10 protein-coding genes and 3 pseudogenes are annotated in these 15,426 nt (G+C 67.0%); 5 read left to right on the forward strand and 8 right to left on the reverse strand.

Translation table 11 applies throughout. From position 1 onward, the window contains the following. Both ACSJDS_RS14565 and ACSJDS_RS14570 read right to left on the reverse strand, forming a co-directional pair. On the reverse strand, window positions 1-1,350 hold the full coding sequence (locus ACSJDS_RS14565) for a Na(+)-translocating NADH-quinone reductase subunit A (protein ID WP_473033910.1): 1,350 nt from the start codon (window positions 1,348-1,350) through the stop codon (window positions 1-3). 369 nt (window positions 1,351-1,719) lie between these two features. Beyond that, window positions 1,720-3,182, reverse strand: a pseudogene (locus ACSJDS_RS14570) (glyceraldehyde-3-phosphate dehydrogenase). A gap of 389 nt (window positions 3,183-3,571) precedes the next feature. Here ACSJDS_RS14570 and mfd point away from each other — a divergent pair. After that, a pseudogene (gene mfd / locus ACSJDS_RS14575) lies at window positions 3,572-7,018 on the forward strand (transcription-repair coupling factor). 324 nt (window positions 7,019-7,342) lie between these two features. Continuing rightward, window positions 7,343-8,406, forward strand: a pseudogene (locus ACSJDS_RS14580) (L,D-transpeptidase family protein). Window positions 8,407-8,535: 129 nt separating this feature from the next. Here ACSJDS_RS14580 and ACSJDS_RS14585 read toward each other — a convergent pair. Further along, window positions 8,536-8,799 carry an Lpp/OprI family alanine-zipper lipoprotein gene (locus ACSJDS_RS14585; protein WP_238975064.1) on the reverse strand — a complete coding sequence of 88 codons (264 nt, stop codon included), beginning with the start codon at window positions 8,797-8,799 and terminating at the stop codon, window positions 8,536-8,538. 209 nt (window positions 8,800-9,008) lie between these two features. Then, window positions 9,009-9,626: a L,D-transpeptidase family protein gene (locus tag ACSJDS_RS14590; protein WP_473033911.1), complete on the reverse strand. Its 618-nt coding sequence runs from the start codon at window positions 9,624-9,626 to the stop codon at window positions 9,009-9,011. A 251-nt stretch (window positions 9,627-9,877) separates the two neighbouring features. Between ACSJDS_RS14590 and ACSJDS_RS14595 the strand changes: the two genes are divergently transcribed. The 3 genes from ACSJDS_RS14595 (at window position 9,878) to ACSJDS_RS14605 (ending at window position 12,212) form a co-directional block, all read left to right on the forward strand. Continuing rightward, window positions 9,878-10,756 (forward strand): phosphoketolase family protein, encoded by an 879-nt coding sequence (locus ACSJDS_RS14595; RefSeq protein ID WP_473033912.1) that lies wholly within the window; start codon window positions 9,878-9,880, stop codon window positions 10,754-10,756. Window positions 10,757-10,827: 71 nt separating this feature from the next. Beyond that, window positions 10,828-11,340 carry a hypothetical protein gene (locus ACSJDS_RS14600; protein WP_473033913.1) on the forward strand — a complete coding sequence of 171 codons (513 nt, stop codon included), beginning with the start codon at window positions 10,828-10,830 and terminating at the stop codon, window positions 11,338-11,340. Further along, the gene (locus ACSJDS_RS14605) at window positions 11,232-12,212 is read left to right on the forward strand and encodes a hypothetical protein (RefSeq protein WP_473035042.1); all 981 of its coding nucleotides are present in this window, start codon (window positions 11,232-11,234) and stop codon (window positions 12,210-12,212) included. The genes ACSJDS_RS14600 and ACSJDS_RS14605 overlap by 109 nt, the downstream gene beginning before the upstream one ends. A gap of 170 nt (window positions 12,213-12,382) precedes the next feature. Here the strand turns inward: ACSJDS_RS14605 and ACSJDS_RS14610 are convergent, their stop codons facing one another. The 4 genes from ACSJDS_RS14610 to ACSJDS_RS14625 form a co-directional block, all read right to left on the reverse strand. Further along, window positions 12,383-13,639 carry a GspE/PulE family protein gene (locus tag ACSJDS_RS14610; RefSeq protein WP_473033914.1) on the reverse strand — a complete coding sequence of 419 codons (1,257 nt, stop codon included), beginning with the start codon at window positions 13,637-13,639 and terminating at the stop codon, window positions 12,383-12,385. Between the two features lie 198 nt (window positions 13,640-13,837). Beyond that, window positions 13,838-14,269 (reverse strand): hypothetical protein, encoded by a 432-nt coding sequence (locus ACSJDS_RS14615; RefSeq protein WP_473033915.1) that lies wholly within the window; start codon window positions 14,267-14,269, stop codon window positions 13,838-13,840. A gap of 60 nt (window positions 14,270-14,329) precedes the next feature. Further along, window positions 14,330-14,794 (reverse strand): 2-hydroxyacyl-CoA dehydratase, encoded by a 465-nt coding sequence (locus ACSJDS_RS14620; protein ID WP_473033916.1) that lies wholly within the window; start codon window positions 14,792-14,794, stop codon window positions 14,330-14,332. A 149-nt stretch (window positions 14,795-14,943) separates the two neighbouring features. Continuing rightward, window positions 14,944-15,417 carry a LabA-like NYN domain-containing protein gene (locus ACSJDS_RS14625; RefSeq protein ID WP_473033917.1) on the reverse strand — a complete coding sequence of 158 codons (474 nt, stop codon included), beginning with the start codon at window positions 15,415-15,417 and terminating at the stop codon, window positions 14,944-14,946. Between the last annotated feature and the right edge of the window lie 9 nt (window positions 15,418-15,426).

Below are 15,426 nucleotides of genomic sequence, written 5' to 3' on the forward strand. Positions count from 1 at the left end.
TCAGGCCTCTTTCTCGATAAGGGTGAGGTTGTCGCGCAGGATGGGACCGTATTCGTACTTGCCCGGGCACACATAGGTGCACAGCGCCAGGTCCTCTTCATCCAGCTCCAGGCACCCGAGCTGCATGGCCACCTCGATGTCGCCGACGATCAGCGAGCGCAGCAGCTGCGTGGGCAGGATATCCAGCGGCATGACTTCCTCGTACATGCCCACCGGCACCATGGCCCGCTCAGAGCCGTTGGTCGAGGTCGTCGGCGCATAGTCCTTCAGCCCGGTGAGCTTCGACAGGTAGATGCCCATCACCGAGTGGCGGTTGGCGCCGGGCGAGAGCCAAGCCATCCACTGGCGCTTGTTGCCCTCTTCGAGCAGGGTGACCTGATTGCCGAAACGGCCCAGGTAGCGCAGGGCGCCTTCACAGGTGAAGCCGGAGAACACCGAGCCGGAGATCACCCGGGTCTCGTCGGGCTGGATCACCTCGCCGTCGAGCAGCTCCTGGGTGCTGGCCCCGATGCGGGTGCGCAGCAGACGCGGCTGCTCGGCGCGCGGGCCGCCCAGGGCCACCACACGCTGGGTCTCGATCTTGCCTTCCGCGAACAGCTTGCCGAAGGCGATCACGTCCTGATAGCCGATGTGCCAGACCCGCTTGTGCAGGGCGACCGGCGACAGGTAGTGAATATGGGTACCCACCAGGCCGGCCGGATGCGGGCCGGAGAAGGTCTCGGTCTGCACGCCCTTGACGTCGCCGCCAGGGATCTTGGCGTCCGGTGCGGTACACAGGAACACCTTGCCCTGGGTCAGCCGCGCCAGCACCTTGAGCCCATCCTCGAAGGCCTCCGGCTGCTCATTGATGATGGTGGCCGGGTCGACGGCCAGCGGATGAGTGTCGATAGCGGTGACGAAGATATCGGCAGGTTCGCTGTCGATAGCAGGCGTGCGGGAGTAGGGCCGCGTACGCAGCGCCGTCCACATGCCGGACTCGACCAGCTGGTCGACCACCGCCTGGCGCTCGAGGCCCTCGAGCTTGTCACGCCCGTGCGCCTTGAACTCGACGGCCTCCTCTTGTTCATCGACCTTGATCACCACCGACAGCAGCTTGCGCTTCTCGCCGCGGTTGATGGCGACCACTTCCCCGGCGGCCGGTGCCGTGAAGCGTACGCCGTCGATCTTCTTGTCAGTGAAGAGCAGCTGGCCTAGTTTTACCTTGTCCCCCTCCTGAACCTCCATGGTCGGCTTCATGCCAACGTAGTCGGTACCCAGGATAGCCACGTGACGCACCGGCCGCGCATCTTCGATGCGCTGCTCGGGCGTCCCCGTGATGGGGAGATCCAGGCCTTTCTTGACTTCGATCATAGTCTCGCCCAGTTGATGGATCGGATAGATGAAGGAAAGGGGTTCGAATGGATTCGAATTCTTATTAGCGTCAGTACGTTACCAGTCAGGCCCGAGTCAGCTCGGACCACCCCGAAAAATCCACCGTATTATAAAGACAAGCGCGACCAATGGCCACACGACCGATGGTCGCAAAACGTCTAGGGCGGGCGAGGCGGCGCACGGCCGCGAGGGTCGAAGAGGCGTTGAAAGCGGCTCCCTGGGCGAGCCGGCGAGGTCATCGCCGCGGCGCCCCACCTCGGTCCGGAGGCGGGACGCTATCGCGCGACATGATCTAGATCAGAAAATTCCCGACCGCCACGGTCGGGAATGACGACAGGCCACGGCGACTCAGGCCTGGGCCCGCGGCAGCTTGAGGAAGCGCACGTTGGAGATGTGCTGCAGGATACGCACCACCTGGCAGCTGTAGCCGAACTCGTTGTCATACCAGACGTAGAGCACCGCATGCTTGCCGTTGGCGATGGTGGCCTTGGCGTCGACGATCCCGGCATGGCGATTGCCGACGAAGTCGGACGACACCACCTCAGGCGAGTCCACGTAGTCGATCTGCTTCTGGTAGGCCGAATCGATGGACATGCGACGCAGGTAGTCGTTGAGGGAGCCGGCGTCGGTCTCCTTCTCCAGGGTCAGGTTGAGGATCGCCATGGAGACGTTGGGGGTCGGCACGCGAATGGCGTTGCCGGTCAGCTTGCCACCGAGCTCGGGCAGCGCCTTGGCCACCGCCTTGGCGGCACCGGTTTCGGTCAGGACCATGTTGAGCGGCGCGCTGCGGCCGCGACGGTCGCCCTTGTGGTAGTTGTCGATCAGGTTCTGGTCGTTGGTGTAGGCGTGCACCGTCTCGACATGGCCGTTGCTGATGCCGTACTCGTCGTTGAGCACCTTGAGCACCGGCACGATGGCATTGGTGGTGCACGAGGCGGCCGAGAGGATGCGGTCCTCGGCGCTGATATCGCCGTCGTTGATGCCGAAAACGATGTTCTTGATGTCGCCCTTGCCCGGCGCCGTGAGGATCGCCTTGGCGGCGCCCTTGCACTGCAAGTGCTGGCCCAGGCCCGCCTCGTCGCGCCAGATGCCGGTATTGTCGACGACGACGGCGTTGTCGATGCCGTAGGCGGTGTAGTCCACCTCGGCCGGGGAGTCGGCGTAGATCACCTGGATGACGTTGCCGTTGGCGGTCAGGGTGCGCGCCTCCACGTCCACCTGGATGGTGCCGTTGAAGGGCCCGTGCACCGAGTCGCGACGCAGCAGGCTCGCCCGCTTTTCGAGGTCCTTGGCGATATCGCCGCGGCCGCGCACGACGATGGCGCGCAGACGCAGCAGGTTGCCGCCACCGGCCTTCTCCACCAGCACCCGAGCGAGGATACGCCCGATACGCCCGAAGCCGTAGAGCACCACGTCCTGAGGCTCGCCATTGCTGCCCTCAGGGTCATGCCGACCGACGATCTCGGCAAGCTCCTTCTCGAGGAAGGCGCGAGCATCGCCGCCCCCTGCTTCTTGAACGCCACCCCCAGCTTGCCCACGTCGACGTGGGCGGGCCCCAGGTCGAGCTCGGTCATGGCCTTGACCAGCGGATAGGTATCCTGCACGGAGAGCTCGGTCCCCTCGACCTTCCTGACGAAACGGTGGTCCTTCAGGATGCGGATCACGCTGCGATTGAACAGCGAGCGACCGTAGAGCGTGGTGACCACGTTGTTGCGACGGTAGAGCAGCCCGATCAGAGGGATCAGCTGTTCGGCGATCGCCTGGTTGTCGTGCCATTCCTGGAAGACGGTATCGAGGGGTTGCTGACTCACGAGAAGCCTCTCTGGTGGTGGTCGGAGTTCAGGACACATTATCCCGTCAGCCTTACGGCAGGGCAATCGCAGGATGGTCGCAGTGGCTGTAGGGGGATTACAGGAACTCGGACTTGACTACAAGCCTCTCGGCAGGCTGGTATGATGCCCTGACCTCGCAGAGCAATCGCAAGTGTTATTCTGCCGTGAGTGGCGACAGCTTAAGTGGGAGGCCGATTTATCGGGCGAAGGCGCCGAAAGGCGCCGAAAGGCGCCCTACATCTTGGGCAGCGCTGCGCGCTGCTTCGCGAGCTGAAGCTCCCTCCCACACTGACTGCGATAGCCTTGCCCGACCCCGGGAGGCGGCCGCTCTGAGCGCCGCCCAAGCCGACGACAGCCCAGACGACATCATGCCCAATTTCTCGCCGCTCGACCCGCCACGCCCCGAAGGGCTGCGCGACACCCGCTACTGGTACACCCCGCCCGGCAGCGCCGCGGCGCTGGCGCTGGCCCAGCTGGCCACCGACGCCCCGCTGCTGGTGATCACCGCCGATACCGCCGGGGCCCAGCGCCTCGAGAACGACCTGCGCTTCTTTGCCAGCGTGCCGGTGCTGCCCTTCCCCGATTGGGAGACGCTACCCTACGACAGTTTCTCCCCCATCAGGACATCGTCTCCGAGCGGCTGCGCACCCTGCGCCGGCTGCAGCTCGGCGAGCGCGGTATCGTGCTGGTGCCGATCAACACCCTGATGCAGCGCCTGCCCCCGGCGGACTATATCGCCGGGCGGGTGATGACCCTGGCGGTGGGCCAGCGCCTCGATCGCGAGGGCTTTCGCGATAGCCTGTCGCGGGCCGGCTACCGTGCCGTGGAGACGGTCTATGAGCCCGGCGAGTACGCGCTGCGCGGCGCGCTGATCGACCTCTTCCCCATGGGGTCCGAGGCGCCGCTGCGCATCGATCTGTTCGACGACGAGATCGACACCCTGCGCCACTTCGACCCCGACACCCAGCGCAGCCGCGACAAGGTCGAGCGGGTGGAACTGCTGCCGGCCCACGAGTACTCGCTGTCGCGCAGCGCCATCGCCTGCTTCCGGGAGGGGTTCGAGACCCTGTTCGACGTCGACCCGCGTCAGTGCCCGCTCTATGTGGACGCCTTGAAGGGCATCCCCTCCCCCGGCCTGGAGCAGTATCTTCCGCTGTTCTTCGAACAGACGGCGACGCTGTTCGACCACCTGGCCGAGGGCACCCGGGTGGCTTTGCTGCCCGGGGTCTTCGCCGCCGCCGAGCACCACTGGGCAGCCATCGAGAGCCGCTTCGAGAACCTCGGCGTCGACCCCACCCGCCCGCTGCTACCGCCCAGCCGCGGCTTCGTGCCGGTGGCCGAGGTGTTCGGCGCCATCAAGCGTCACCCGCGGGTCGAGCTCACCGACGATGCTGCGCATCGCCATGCCCTGATGCCCGCCGCCAAGGCGCCGCCCCAGGTCGCCATCAATGCCAGAGCCAAGCAGCCACTGGCGGCGCTTGGGTCTTTTCTCGCCGAGCAGACCGACACCCGGGTGCTGTTCGTCGCCGAGTCCCGGGGACGGCGCGAGGCCCTGGAGGAGACCCTGGCGCCGCTGCAGCTAAGCCCGCCCCACGTCGACGGCTTCCACGATTTCCTGGCCGCCGACACCCGTCTGGCGATCACCGAGGGGGAGATCGACGCCGGGCTCTGGCTGGAGCGCCCCGATCTCGCGGTGATCAGCGAGACCGAGCTCTACGGCGAGGTGGTTCGCCAGAGCCGGCGCCGCGAGAAGGCCACCGACGCGGGCGAAATGGCGATCCGCCACCTCTCTGAGCTTCGCCCCGGCGCACCGGTGGTTCACCAGACCCACGGGGTGGGCCGCTACCGAGGGCTGGAGACCCTCGAGGCCGGCGGCCAGGCCGCCGAATTCGTGACCCTGGAGTACGCCGACGGCGCCCGCCTCTACGTGCCGGTGGACAGCCTGCACCTGATCTCGCGCTATGCCGGCGCCGACGACGAGCTGGCGCCGCTGCATCGGCTCGGCTCCGAGCAGTGGGACAAGGCGCGCAAGAAGGCCGCCGAGAAGATCCGCGACACCGCCGCCGAGCTGCTCGACATCTACGCCCGCCGGGAGGCCCGGGAGGGCTTCGCCTGCGCCCCGCCGGACGCTGAATACGCCCGCTTCGCCGCCGCCTTCCCCTTCGAGGAGACCCCCGACCAGCGCAGCGCCATCGAGGCGGTGATCGGCGACATGACCGCCCCGCGCCCGATGGACCGGGTGGTATGCGGGGACGTCGGCTTCGGCAAGACCGAGGTGGCCATGCGCGCCGCCTTCCTGGCGGTGCACTCGGGCCGCCAGGTGGTGGTACTGGTGCCCACCACCCTGCTGGCCCGGCAGCACTTCGAGAATTTCCGCGACCGCTTCGCCGACACCGCGGTGCAGGTGGAGTTGATCTCGCGCTTCACCGCCGGCAGCGGCCAGGCCGCCGCGCTCGAGCGCATCGAGGCGGGCCAAGCCGATATCGTCATCGGCACCCACAAGCTGCTATCGAAGTCCATGAAGCTGCCCAAGATGGGCCTGCTGATCATCGACGAGGAGCACCGCTTCGGGGTGGCCCAGAAGGAGCGCCTCAAGAGCCTGCGCGCCGAGGTCGATATCCTGACCATGACCGCCACGCCGATTCCCCGCACTCTGAACATGGCCATGAGCGGCATTCGCGATCTCTCCATTATCGCCACTCCGCCGGCCAGACGCCTGTCGGTGAAGACCTTCGTCCAGCAGCGCGACGAGTCGGTGATCAAGGAGGCGCTGCTGCGCGAGATCCTGCGTGGCGGCCAGGTCTACTTCCTGCACAACGAGGTCAAGACCATCGAGACTGCCGCCGAGACGGTGCGCGAGCTGGTGCCCGAGGCCCGGGTGGCGGTAGCCCACGGCCAGCTGCCGGAGCGCTCCCTGGAGCGCGTCATGTCCGACTTCTACCACAAGCGCTTCAACGTCCTGGTCTGCTCGACGATCATCGAGACCGGCATCGACGTACCCAGCGCCAATACCATCGTCATCGAGCGCGCCGACAAGTTCGGCCTGGCTCAGCTGCACCAGCTGCGCGGCCGGGTGGGCCGCAGCCACCACCAGGCCTACGCCTACCTGCTGGCCCCCCTCCGCGGGCCATGACCAAGGATGCCGTCAAGCGGCTGGAGGCCATCGCCGGCGCCGAAGACCTGGGGCAGGCTTCACGCTGGCCAGCCACGACATGGAGATCCGCGGCGCCGGCGAGCTGCTCGGCGACGAGCAGAGCGGGCAGATGGAGGCGATCGGCTACGGCCTCTACATGCAGATGCTCGACCGCGCGGTGGCGGCGATCCGCCAGGGCAAGACGCCCAACATCGAGGCGCCGCTGGACCAGGGCGTGGAAGTCAGCCTCAACCTGCCGGCGCTGATTCCCGACGACTACCTGCACGACGTCCAGCAGCGCCTGGTGATGTACAAGCGCATCGCCAGCGCCCAAGACGAAGCCGAGCTCAAGGAGCTGCAGGTAGAACTGATCGACCGCTTCGGCCTGCTGCCGGCGCCGGTCAAGACCCTGCTGCGCCAGACCCGGCTGCGCCAGCGCGCCGAGCGGCTGGGCATCGTACGCCTGGAGGCGGGCCCCGACCGCGGCCGGGTGATCTTCGCCGCCCAGACCCGCGTCGACCCCATGACCCTGGTCGAGCTGATTCAACGAGGCCCGGAGCGCTATCGCCTCGACGGCGCCGACACCCTGCGCTTCGAGGCCGAGATGGCCACTGAAGAGTCGCGCTTCCAGGCCGTCGAACAGCTGCTCGAAGCGCTCAACCGCAAGGTCGAAGCGGCCTGACTGAGGGTATGAGGTACGAGGTATGAGGTACGAGGTGCGAGGTGCGAGTTACGAGGTGCGAGGTGCGAGGTACGAGGTACGAGGTGCGAGGTGCGAGGTATGAGGTACGAGGTGCGAGGTGCGAGGTGCGAGGTGCGAGGTGCGAGGTGCGAGGGACGATGCTGTTTCCTACTGGCGAACCGCTGAGGCGTCGGGCAATCTATACTGTCACTATCGCGTTTCATCGCCACTGACCCCAAGGCGCTGGGCAAGGACCGCCAAGCGCACATAACCCTGGCTGCGTCGACCCTGCGTCGACCACCTGCACGAGACGACATGACGTTGATGAACACCGCACCTTTGATCAGACGCACCGCGCGCTGCGCCATCCTCCTCGGGCTGGCCACCCTGCTCTCCACCGCCGCAGTGGCCGACGAGACCGAGCGGGAGTGGCCGCGCGGCCACTACCCCCTGCCCGAACAGGGCAACGTGATCGGCGAGGTCTATACCGTCACCGTGGAAGAGGGCCAGACCCTGATCGACATCGCACGCCGCCACAATGTCGGCTACGAAGAGATCCGCATGGCCAACCCGGACGTCAGCCTATGGGCCCCCTTCGAGGGCACCGAGGTGACAATCCCCGCGCAGCATATCCTGCCCGATGCCCCGCGTGAGGGCATCGTGGTCAACCTGTCGGAGCTGCGCCTCTACTACTACTCCGAGCCCGGGGTCGTCGAGACCTATCCGATCAGCGTCGGCCGCGACGGCTTCGCCACCCCGGTGGGCATCACCAAGACCACGGTCAAGGTCAAGGATCCCGCCTGGTCGCCGCCGCGCTCCATGCGCGAGGAAGCCGCCGCCCGGGGCGAGCCGCCCCCGCGGTGGTGCCGCCGGGCCCCGACAACCCCCTGGGCCGTCACGCCATCCTGCTGGGGCTGCCGAGCTACCTGATCCACGGCACCAACATGCCCGAGGGCGTCGGCATGCGGGTCAGCCGCGGCTGCATCCGCATGTTCCCCGAGGATATCGAGTCGCTCTACGAGCGCGTGCCCAGCGGCACCAAGGTCAACATCCTCGACCAGCCGTTCAAGGCGGGCTGGTCGGAGGACGGCGTGCTCTACGCTCAGTCGTTCCCCCAGCTCGAAGAGAACCAGGGTGCCTTCGAACCGATCCTCAATGCCATCGAGGTGGTCTCCAAGGCGTTCGGGGAAGAGAACCCGCCGGTGGACTACAAGCGGCTGCGCGCCGTAGTGGAAGGCCCCGACGGCCAGGTGGTGTCGCTGCTGCGCACCGCGGAGCCGGAGCCTGAGCCCGCCCCCGAGCCGACGCCGGAAGCCGACGGCCTCTATGACGAACTGCTCGACCTGGACGGACTCTATCAGGAGCTGGCCGCCGCACGGCTGCAGTAGGCCACCCGGCCGGCTACCCAGCCTTGAAAGACAGACCACGGATACACAACGAGAAAACCCCGCCGAGGCGGGGTTTTCTCTTGCAGTCCTATGCCTTCGCCCGAGGGCGAGGACATGGCGCCAGCAGAATTACTTCTGCATGGTGCGCTGGAACATGCGGTTCATTTCCTCACGGTTCTGCTCGGACATCTGCAGAGCCGCCTGGGCGTCACGCTGAGCCTGGTTGGCGGTGTTCTGCGCCTGCATGGCGATGCTGCGTGCTTCAGCAGCGTCGGCCTGAGCAGATTCCGCGGTCTGACGCACTTCGTCCAGCGCCGCGTTGGTAGCACAACCCGCCAGGATTGCCATGGAGGCAGCGGCGGCGGTCAGCTTCAGGGTGGTCTTCAGTGTCATGATGTTCTCCTTGAGTCTTCCTTGGTACTGCACACCTTAGAGTGCAGAGGCGTTGATGTCACCCGACTCAGGCATCGTTACCTGAGGTCAGGCATCCTGCTCATGCAGGTTCTTGCAGCGACTGCTGCCAAGCACAGGAGTCAAACGCTGTTTTATAATAGCCAACGGCGCTTGTCCATAGCTCGAAACGTCCCTTGCGCAATTTGAGCCTAGCGGATCACGACACGAGTGCCAACATTGATTAGCTCGGCCAGGCGCTCGATCTGCTCGTTGGTCACTGCCACGCAGCCCTGGGTCCAGTGGAAGCTGGCATGCACCTCGGGGTCGGCGCGACCCAGGCCGTGGATGCCGATCGCCCCACCCAGCGCCGTGGTCTGGGGCGGGTAGCCGCGGCGTCGATAGTAGGTGAAATAGTCTTCATAATCCTGCTGGGTGTAGAGCCCCGATTCCAGCGCCATCCGCGCATGGGCCGGCGTCGGGTAGTCGATGCCGATGAAGATATTCCAGTCGCTCTCCCAGTTGAACCGGTTGACCCGAAACTCCCCCAGCGGCGTCACGTTGCTGCCGCGCAGACGTGAGGTCTGGGCCCCCCCGCGCCCCAGCGAGACCGGCGCAAAACGCTCGACCAGATAGTTGCCGCGAAACACGCTGAGGGCGGCATCGGCATCGTCGACCAGCACCCAGAGCTCATCGTCGTGGCGCGGCAGATGCGCCCGGGTCAACATGGTTTGAATCAGGTCGGCCCGGGCGCCCTCGCCTGCCGCCAGCAGCGCTAGCGGCGACGACAGGGCCAACAGGCCAAAACGACGGCGTGAAAGGGATGGCATCGGACGGTAGCTCGAAAAGAGTGAATAGGGGTCATCGGAAATCTGGGCTGTTATAGCGCATCTACCCCACCTCTGTCAGGCGAAAACCGCAACGCAGTATCAACATCCTCCCTCTTGTCCTCAGAGGCGCTCTCGAGGCGCCTCCCCTGGGCCTCGGGCCTTCGCCATTGCGAAGCACGGCCCTTCCGCCCTAGGCTTGACCCATGCCCGGTTCGATTGTCGGACCCGATGCTGATCAAGGAGCTATCTGCATGTCACCGACCGACGGCAAGCCATCATCTCCGCGTTTCGACCGACTCGCCAAGGATCCCGACTTTCTCGCCTGGGCCAAGGGCCACGGCGTGATCCAGCATGACCCGACGACCCAGGAGCGCATCGCCGAGCTGCTGCAGCGTCACGCCCAAGACCCCCAGCAGCGTCGCGTGTGGCTGCAGCGCCTGCGCGCCGCCGACCAGTTGGCCAACATGGGCATGTGGCTGGTGGCCCACATGACCTATGTCCGCCGTGTGCGCCTGGACGGCACGGCCCTGGGCGCCGAGGACTTCAAGCCCTCTCCCGAGGGTCATACCGGCGGCGCGCTCAACATGGTACCCGCCTACGTGGGCTACCTGGCCGCCAACAGCCTGACCGACATCACCCGCAGCTGGAGCATGGGCCAAGGACACTGCGTGGCCGCCATTGATGCCCTCAACCTGCTGGTGGACAACATGACACCGGGCCATGCCGAACGCTATAGCCTGGACGACACGGGACTGACGCAACTGGTCAACGACTTCTACCACTGCGGCGTGGACGCCAGCGGCCGTCCGCAATCTCCGCTCGGCAGCCATGTCAACGCCCATACCGCGGGGGGCACCGGCGAGGGAGGCTACCTCGGTTTTGCCGGCCTGCAATACGTGCACATGCCGCTACCCGGCCAGCCCCTGGTGGCATTCCTCAGCGACGGCGCCTTCGAGGAGCAGCGCGGCAGCGACTGGGCGGCGCGCTGGTGGCGCGCCGAGGACAGCGGCCCGGTGGTCCCGGTGATGATTGCCAATGGCCGGCGCATCGACCAGCGCACCACCATGAGCCAGTCCGGCGGCACCGACTGGTTCGAGGAGCACTTAGCCCTCAATGGCTTCACCCCCTGACCCTTGACGGCCGCGACCCGGCGGCCTTCGTATGGGGCATTCTCACCGCCGAGGCGCAGCTGGACGAGCAGGTGGAAGCGCTGGCCGCCGGTCGCGCGCGCTATCCGCTACGCCTGCCCTACCTGATCGCCGACACCGTCAAGGGGTTCGGCTTTCCCGGCGCCGGCACCAATGCCGCCCACAACCTGCCGCTGGTGGACAACCCGGCACAGGACGCCGCCGCACGCGCCCGCTTCCATGAGGGCGCCGCCGCCCTGCATGTGCCGCTGGAGACCCTGCGGGCCGCGATCGACCGGCTCAACAATCACGCCGACAGCGGCCGTGTCAAGGAGCGCGACCATCCGCTGGCTTCCCCTGCCCGCCGCTGCCCCAGCTGCCGCCCCTCGCTGCCTATTCCCTCGGCGAGGCGGTGTCGCCCATGGCCGCCATCGACGACGCCTTCTGCGCCCTGGTCGCGGCCAACCCCGCGCTGCGGGTGCGGGTCGGCAACCCCGACGAGATGCGCTCCAATCGCCTCAACCACACCCTCGACCGGCTGCTGCACCGCGTCACTGACCCCGAGCCCGGCGTCGCCGAGGCGCTGAACGGCAGCGTGATCACCGCCCTCAACGAGGAGGCGGTGGTGAGCGCGGCGCTGGCCAACAAGCAGGGGCTCAACCTGGTGGCCAGCTACGAGGCCTTCGCGGTCAAGATGCTCGGGGCCATGCGACAGGAAGTCCTCTTCGCCAGGCATCAGTGCGAGGTCGAACGCGAGCCTGGCTGGCTGACGGTGCCGGTTCTGGCCAGCTCCCACACCTGGGAGAACGGCAAGAACGAGCAGTCCCATCAGGATCCCACCCTCTGCGAGGCGTGGCTCGGCGAAATGGACGACGTGGCCCCCACGCTGTTTCCGGTCGACGCCCCCAGCGCCGTCCAGGCGCTGCGCGGCCTCTACCAAACTCGCGGCCGCGTGGCGGTGATGGTGGTGCCGAAAAACCCAGTGCCGGTGGCGCTCACCGCCGACCAGGCCGTCAGGCTGGGCGAGGACGGCATCCTCTGCCTGCACGAGGCCCCTGGCGCCCGGGTCCAGCTCTTCGCCGTCGGGGCCTACCAGCTGGTCGAGCTGCGCCGCGCGCTGGCCAGACTGACCGATGCGGGGGTCGCGACCAGCCTGTTCGTCATCCAGGAGCCCGGCAAGCTGCGCGAGGCCCGCGACGAACAGGAGGCCCAGGCCACCCTAAGCCAGTGCCGACTGAGCACTCTGGTGCCCGAAGTGCGCGCCCGGGTCTTTCTCGGCCACTGCCGGCCCGAGGCGCTGTGTGGCGTGCTGAGAGCGCTGGACAGCGGCGCGGGATCGCGTTTCCTGGGCTATCGCAACCGCGGGGGACCCTGGACACCTTCGGTATGCTCTTCGCCAATCGCGCCACCTGGGCCCACGCCCTGGAAGCGGCCAGCGAGGCGGCGGGGCTGGACCTGAATGCCCTGCTGAGTCCGGCCGAGCGCGATGCCCTGGCCGGCGAGGGCGAACCTGATGCGCTGCGTCATCCGTGACAGGGGCGAGGGGCGAGGGACGAGGGAAAGGCATCAATGAGGGCCTGTCCCACAGAACTCCTTGCCCCTTGCTCCTCGCTCCTCGTACCTGGTTCTTCAGGCCGACAGGATGGCGCCCATGCGAAACACGTCGCGCAAGGTGGTGACCCCCGCCTCGGCCTTGGCGATGCCCGCGGCGAACATCAGGCGCTCGCCGCGGGCGATCAGGGCCCGTCGCAGCGTGGCCTCGTCAGCGTGGCTGAGGATACGCACCTGATCCTCGGGCGTTGGCTGCCAGATCTCGAACACCCCGGTGCGTCCCCGGTACCCCAGGCCGTCGCACTGGGCGCAGCCCACCGGCGACCAGACGCGCTCGGGCACCGGCAGGTCGACCGCCGCCAGCCACTCGGCATCGGTGGCTGAGATGGGCCGCCGCTCGCGACACGCCTCGCAGAGCCGCCGCACCAGCCGCTGGGCCACCACCAGCCCCAGGTTGGCGCCGATCTGGGCATCGGCCACCCCCAGGTGGCGCAGCGCCGACACCACGCCCACCGCATCGCGGCTGTGCAGGGTGCTCATCAGCGAGCGGCCGCTGCTCGCCACGCCCACCGCCGCCTGGGCGGACTCGGGATCGCGCAGCTCGCCGATCAGCAGATAGTCCGGGTCGAGGCGCAGCATGGCGCGGATGCCGCTGGCGAAATCGAGACCGTTGGCGGTATCGACCTGCACCTGGTTGACGCCGGCCAGCTCATACTCCACCGGGTCCTCCAGGGTCATGACGTGGCTATCGGACAGCGCCAGCTCGTCGAGCAGGGTGTAGAGGGTGGTGGTCTTGCCGGCACCGGTGGGCCCCGCCACCAGCAGCATGCCGGCCGTGGCGTCCATCCAGCGGCGAATTCCCTGGGCGCCTTCGCGGCCGATGCCCAGCGCCAGCGGATCGGCAAAGGCCCGCGGCCGCTCGAGAAAGCGAATCGCCAGCTTTTCGCCGGCCATGCAGCTCACCGCCGAGACCCGCAGATGGCTCTCGTCATCGCCCGCCTCGGAAGAGACGTAGCTGAAGCCGCCTTCGTCGGCGGTCAGCGCCCGCACCGGATTGAGCCCCGCCAACACCTTGAACTGATTGGCCAGGCGCGCCCCCTGCCCTGCATCGATCCGCTGCGCGGTGATCACCCGCCCGTCGATGCGCAGGCGGATGCGCCAGCCGGCCTCGTCGGGATCGAGGTGGATGTCCGTGGCCCGGGCGCGCCGCGCATCCTCAAGCAGGGCATGGACCTCCAGAATGTCGTCGTCGGGCCCTGGTGGCGCCTCGAGCAGCGGCTGTAGGGTCGTCAATAGTTGCGGGTGCATCCTGTCGACTCGCTCATCGGCCGTCATCGCCACCTCCGGATCTGGTTCAGCAATACCCGAACCTACAGCCTAATCGCTATCGCGGCATAGCGCCGCAAAACCGGCGCGGGGGCTCCAGAACGCCTTCGCCCCGGCAGGGGAGCTGCCGGGGCGAAGGGGTCACACTGTGCTATTCGTGTTCTGGCGTGTTCTGGCGGGAACGGATGCCGCTCGAAGACGGCCCCGCTACTCCTGACGCTCCACGGTGAAGATGCTCTGCAGCTTGTTCTTCTTGCCGTAGATGTGAACCGTGGTCTCATCGAAAGGGAAGTGGTCACGATACTGGCTGTCGTTGTTGAAGCGCGGCTTGTGGGCGTTGATCATCGCCGCCGCCAGCCGCTCGCGATTGGCATGGCCGGCCAGGCCCACGGCGTACCAGAGTTCCTCCTCCGGCTGCAGGAAGGTCTGCCACTTGTCGTGGTCACCATGGTGCTCCAGGCCGTAGCGAGCGCTGCGGTGCTCGCCAACGTAGAGCAGCTCCTGAACGTCCATCTCCTCGCTCTCGGGGTCCTTGGCGGCACGAAAGACGCAGTAGATACCGGATTCGTCCGGGGCGTCATGCAGCTGTTCACGGGTCCAGTAGCCCAGCATCTTGGGGGAGAGGATCAGATCCGTCATGGCATGCTCCTTGGTTTCCTTGGACTTTCGACAACGTTGACCCCCAGATTACCGCAAAGATCAGTAATCCTCGAGACGCTGAATGTCACGGGCGACCCGCCGAACCTCCGCCTCGTGGCCGGCGGCCAGCGCCTCGAAGAACTGCTTCTCGTCGCTACCGCCGGCAAGCTCGCTGCGGTGGGCGTAGAGGTCCTGCAGCATGCGGTGGGCGGTCAGGGACGTGGCCAGCACGCTCTGCACGCTATCCGCGTCGCCGCCCTCGGGCAAGCGCTCGAGCACCGGCGGGTGCGGAAAGTCGGCCGGGTCGTCGAACCAGGTCTCCAGTACGCTGCTGTGGTCGCTGCCGTCGTCGAAATAGCCCTCCAGGTCGGCCTGCAGCTTGCGCTCGCGCTCGGCGAGATAGTCGAGCGCCATGCGCACCCGATCATCGACGCCGCCTGCGGCCCGTTCGCCGAAGTAGTCGGCCATGCGGCGATGGAAATCGGCCGCCCAGCTCACCAGTTCCTTCACTTGATGAAAGCGCATCGTCTCTTCTCCCCATGGATGCGGCCGCGCTCGAAGCGCGATGGCTCTGAAGTCTCATACCCTAATGAGAGCTTAGCCGAACCCTGACGACGTGAATTGATGCACATCAACGACAAGGCGCCACCACCACAACGCGGGCATAACGGCGCTCACAGCAGCAAGGATGTGTCGATGGCGACGAAGGCGCTGGCGGCGCGGATCAGGGAGGCAGCGGTGAGAGACTCGACGCCGACGACGTCCACGACCACCCCATAGCGACGGCGCATCCGCTCCACCAGCAGGTCGAAGTCACCGTCACCGGAGACCAGCACCACCCTATCCACCTCCGGCGCCGCTTCCATGGCGTCCAGCGCGATCCCCACGTCCCAGTCGCCCTTGGCGGAGCCGTCGCGACGCTGGATGAAGGGCCTGAGCTTCACGTCAAACCCGATGTCGCGCAGGATCGTCTGAAACTGGCGCTGCCGAGGGTCGCCGCGCTCTACCGCATAGGCGTTGGCGACCACCACCTCGCGCCCGGCGGCAAAGCGTCTCCAGAAGGCGCGATAGTCGAAGTGCCGGCCGAAGGCCTCGCGGCTGGTGTAGTAGACGTTCTGCACGTCGACGAAGATGGCGACACGCTCCATGCGGATGGC

Source organism: Halomonas sp. SL18_1 (assembly GCF_055755715.1).

Coding starts and splice junctions, on each gene's coding strand:
- ACSJDS_RS14565 (WP_473033910.1), bottom strand. CDS start 1,350: ATGATCGAAGTCAAGAAAGGCCTGGATCTCCCCATCACGGGGACGCCC.
- ACSJDS_RS14585 (WP_238975064.1), bottom strand. CDS start 8,799: ATGACACTGAAGACCACCCTGAAGCTGACCGCCGCCGCTGCCTCCATG.
- ACSJDS_RS14590 (WP_473033911.1), bottom strand. CDS start 9,626: ATGCCATCCCTTTCACGCCGTCGTTTTGGCCTGTTGGCCCTGTCGTCG.
- ACSJDS_RS14595 (WP_473033912.1), top strand. CDS start 9,878: ATGTCACCGACCGACGGCAAGCCATCATCTCCGCGTTTCGACCGACTC.
- ACSJDS_RS14610 (WP_473033914.1), bottom strand. CDS start 13,639: ATGACGGCCGATGAGCGAGTCGACAGGATGCACCCGCAACTATTGACG.
- ACSJDS_RS14615 (WP_473033915.1), bottom strand. CDS start 14,269: ATGACGGATCTGATCCTCTCCCCCAAGATGCTGGGCTACTGGACCCGT.
- ACSJDS_RS14620 (WP_473033916.1), bottom strand. CDS start 14,794: ATGCGCTTTCATCAAGTGAAGGAACTGGTGAGCTGGGCGGCCGATTTC.
- ACSJDS_RS14625 (WP_473033917.1), bottom strand. CDS start 15,417: ATGGAGCGTGTCGCCATCTTCGTCGACGTGCAGAACGTCTACTACACC.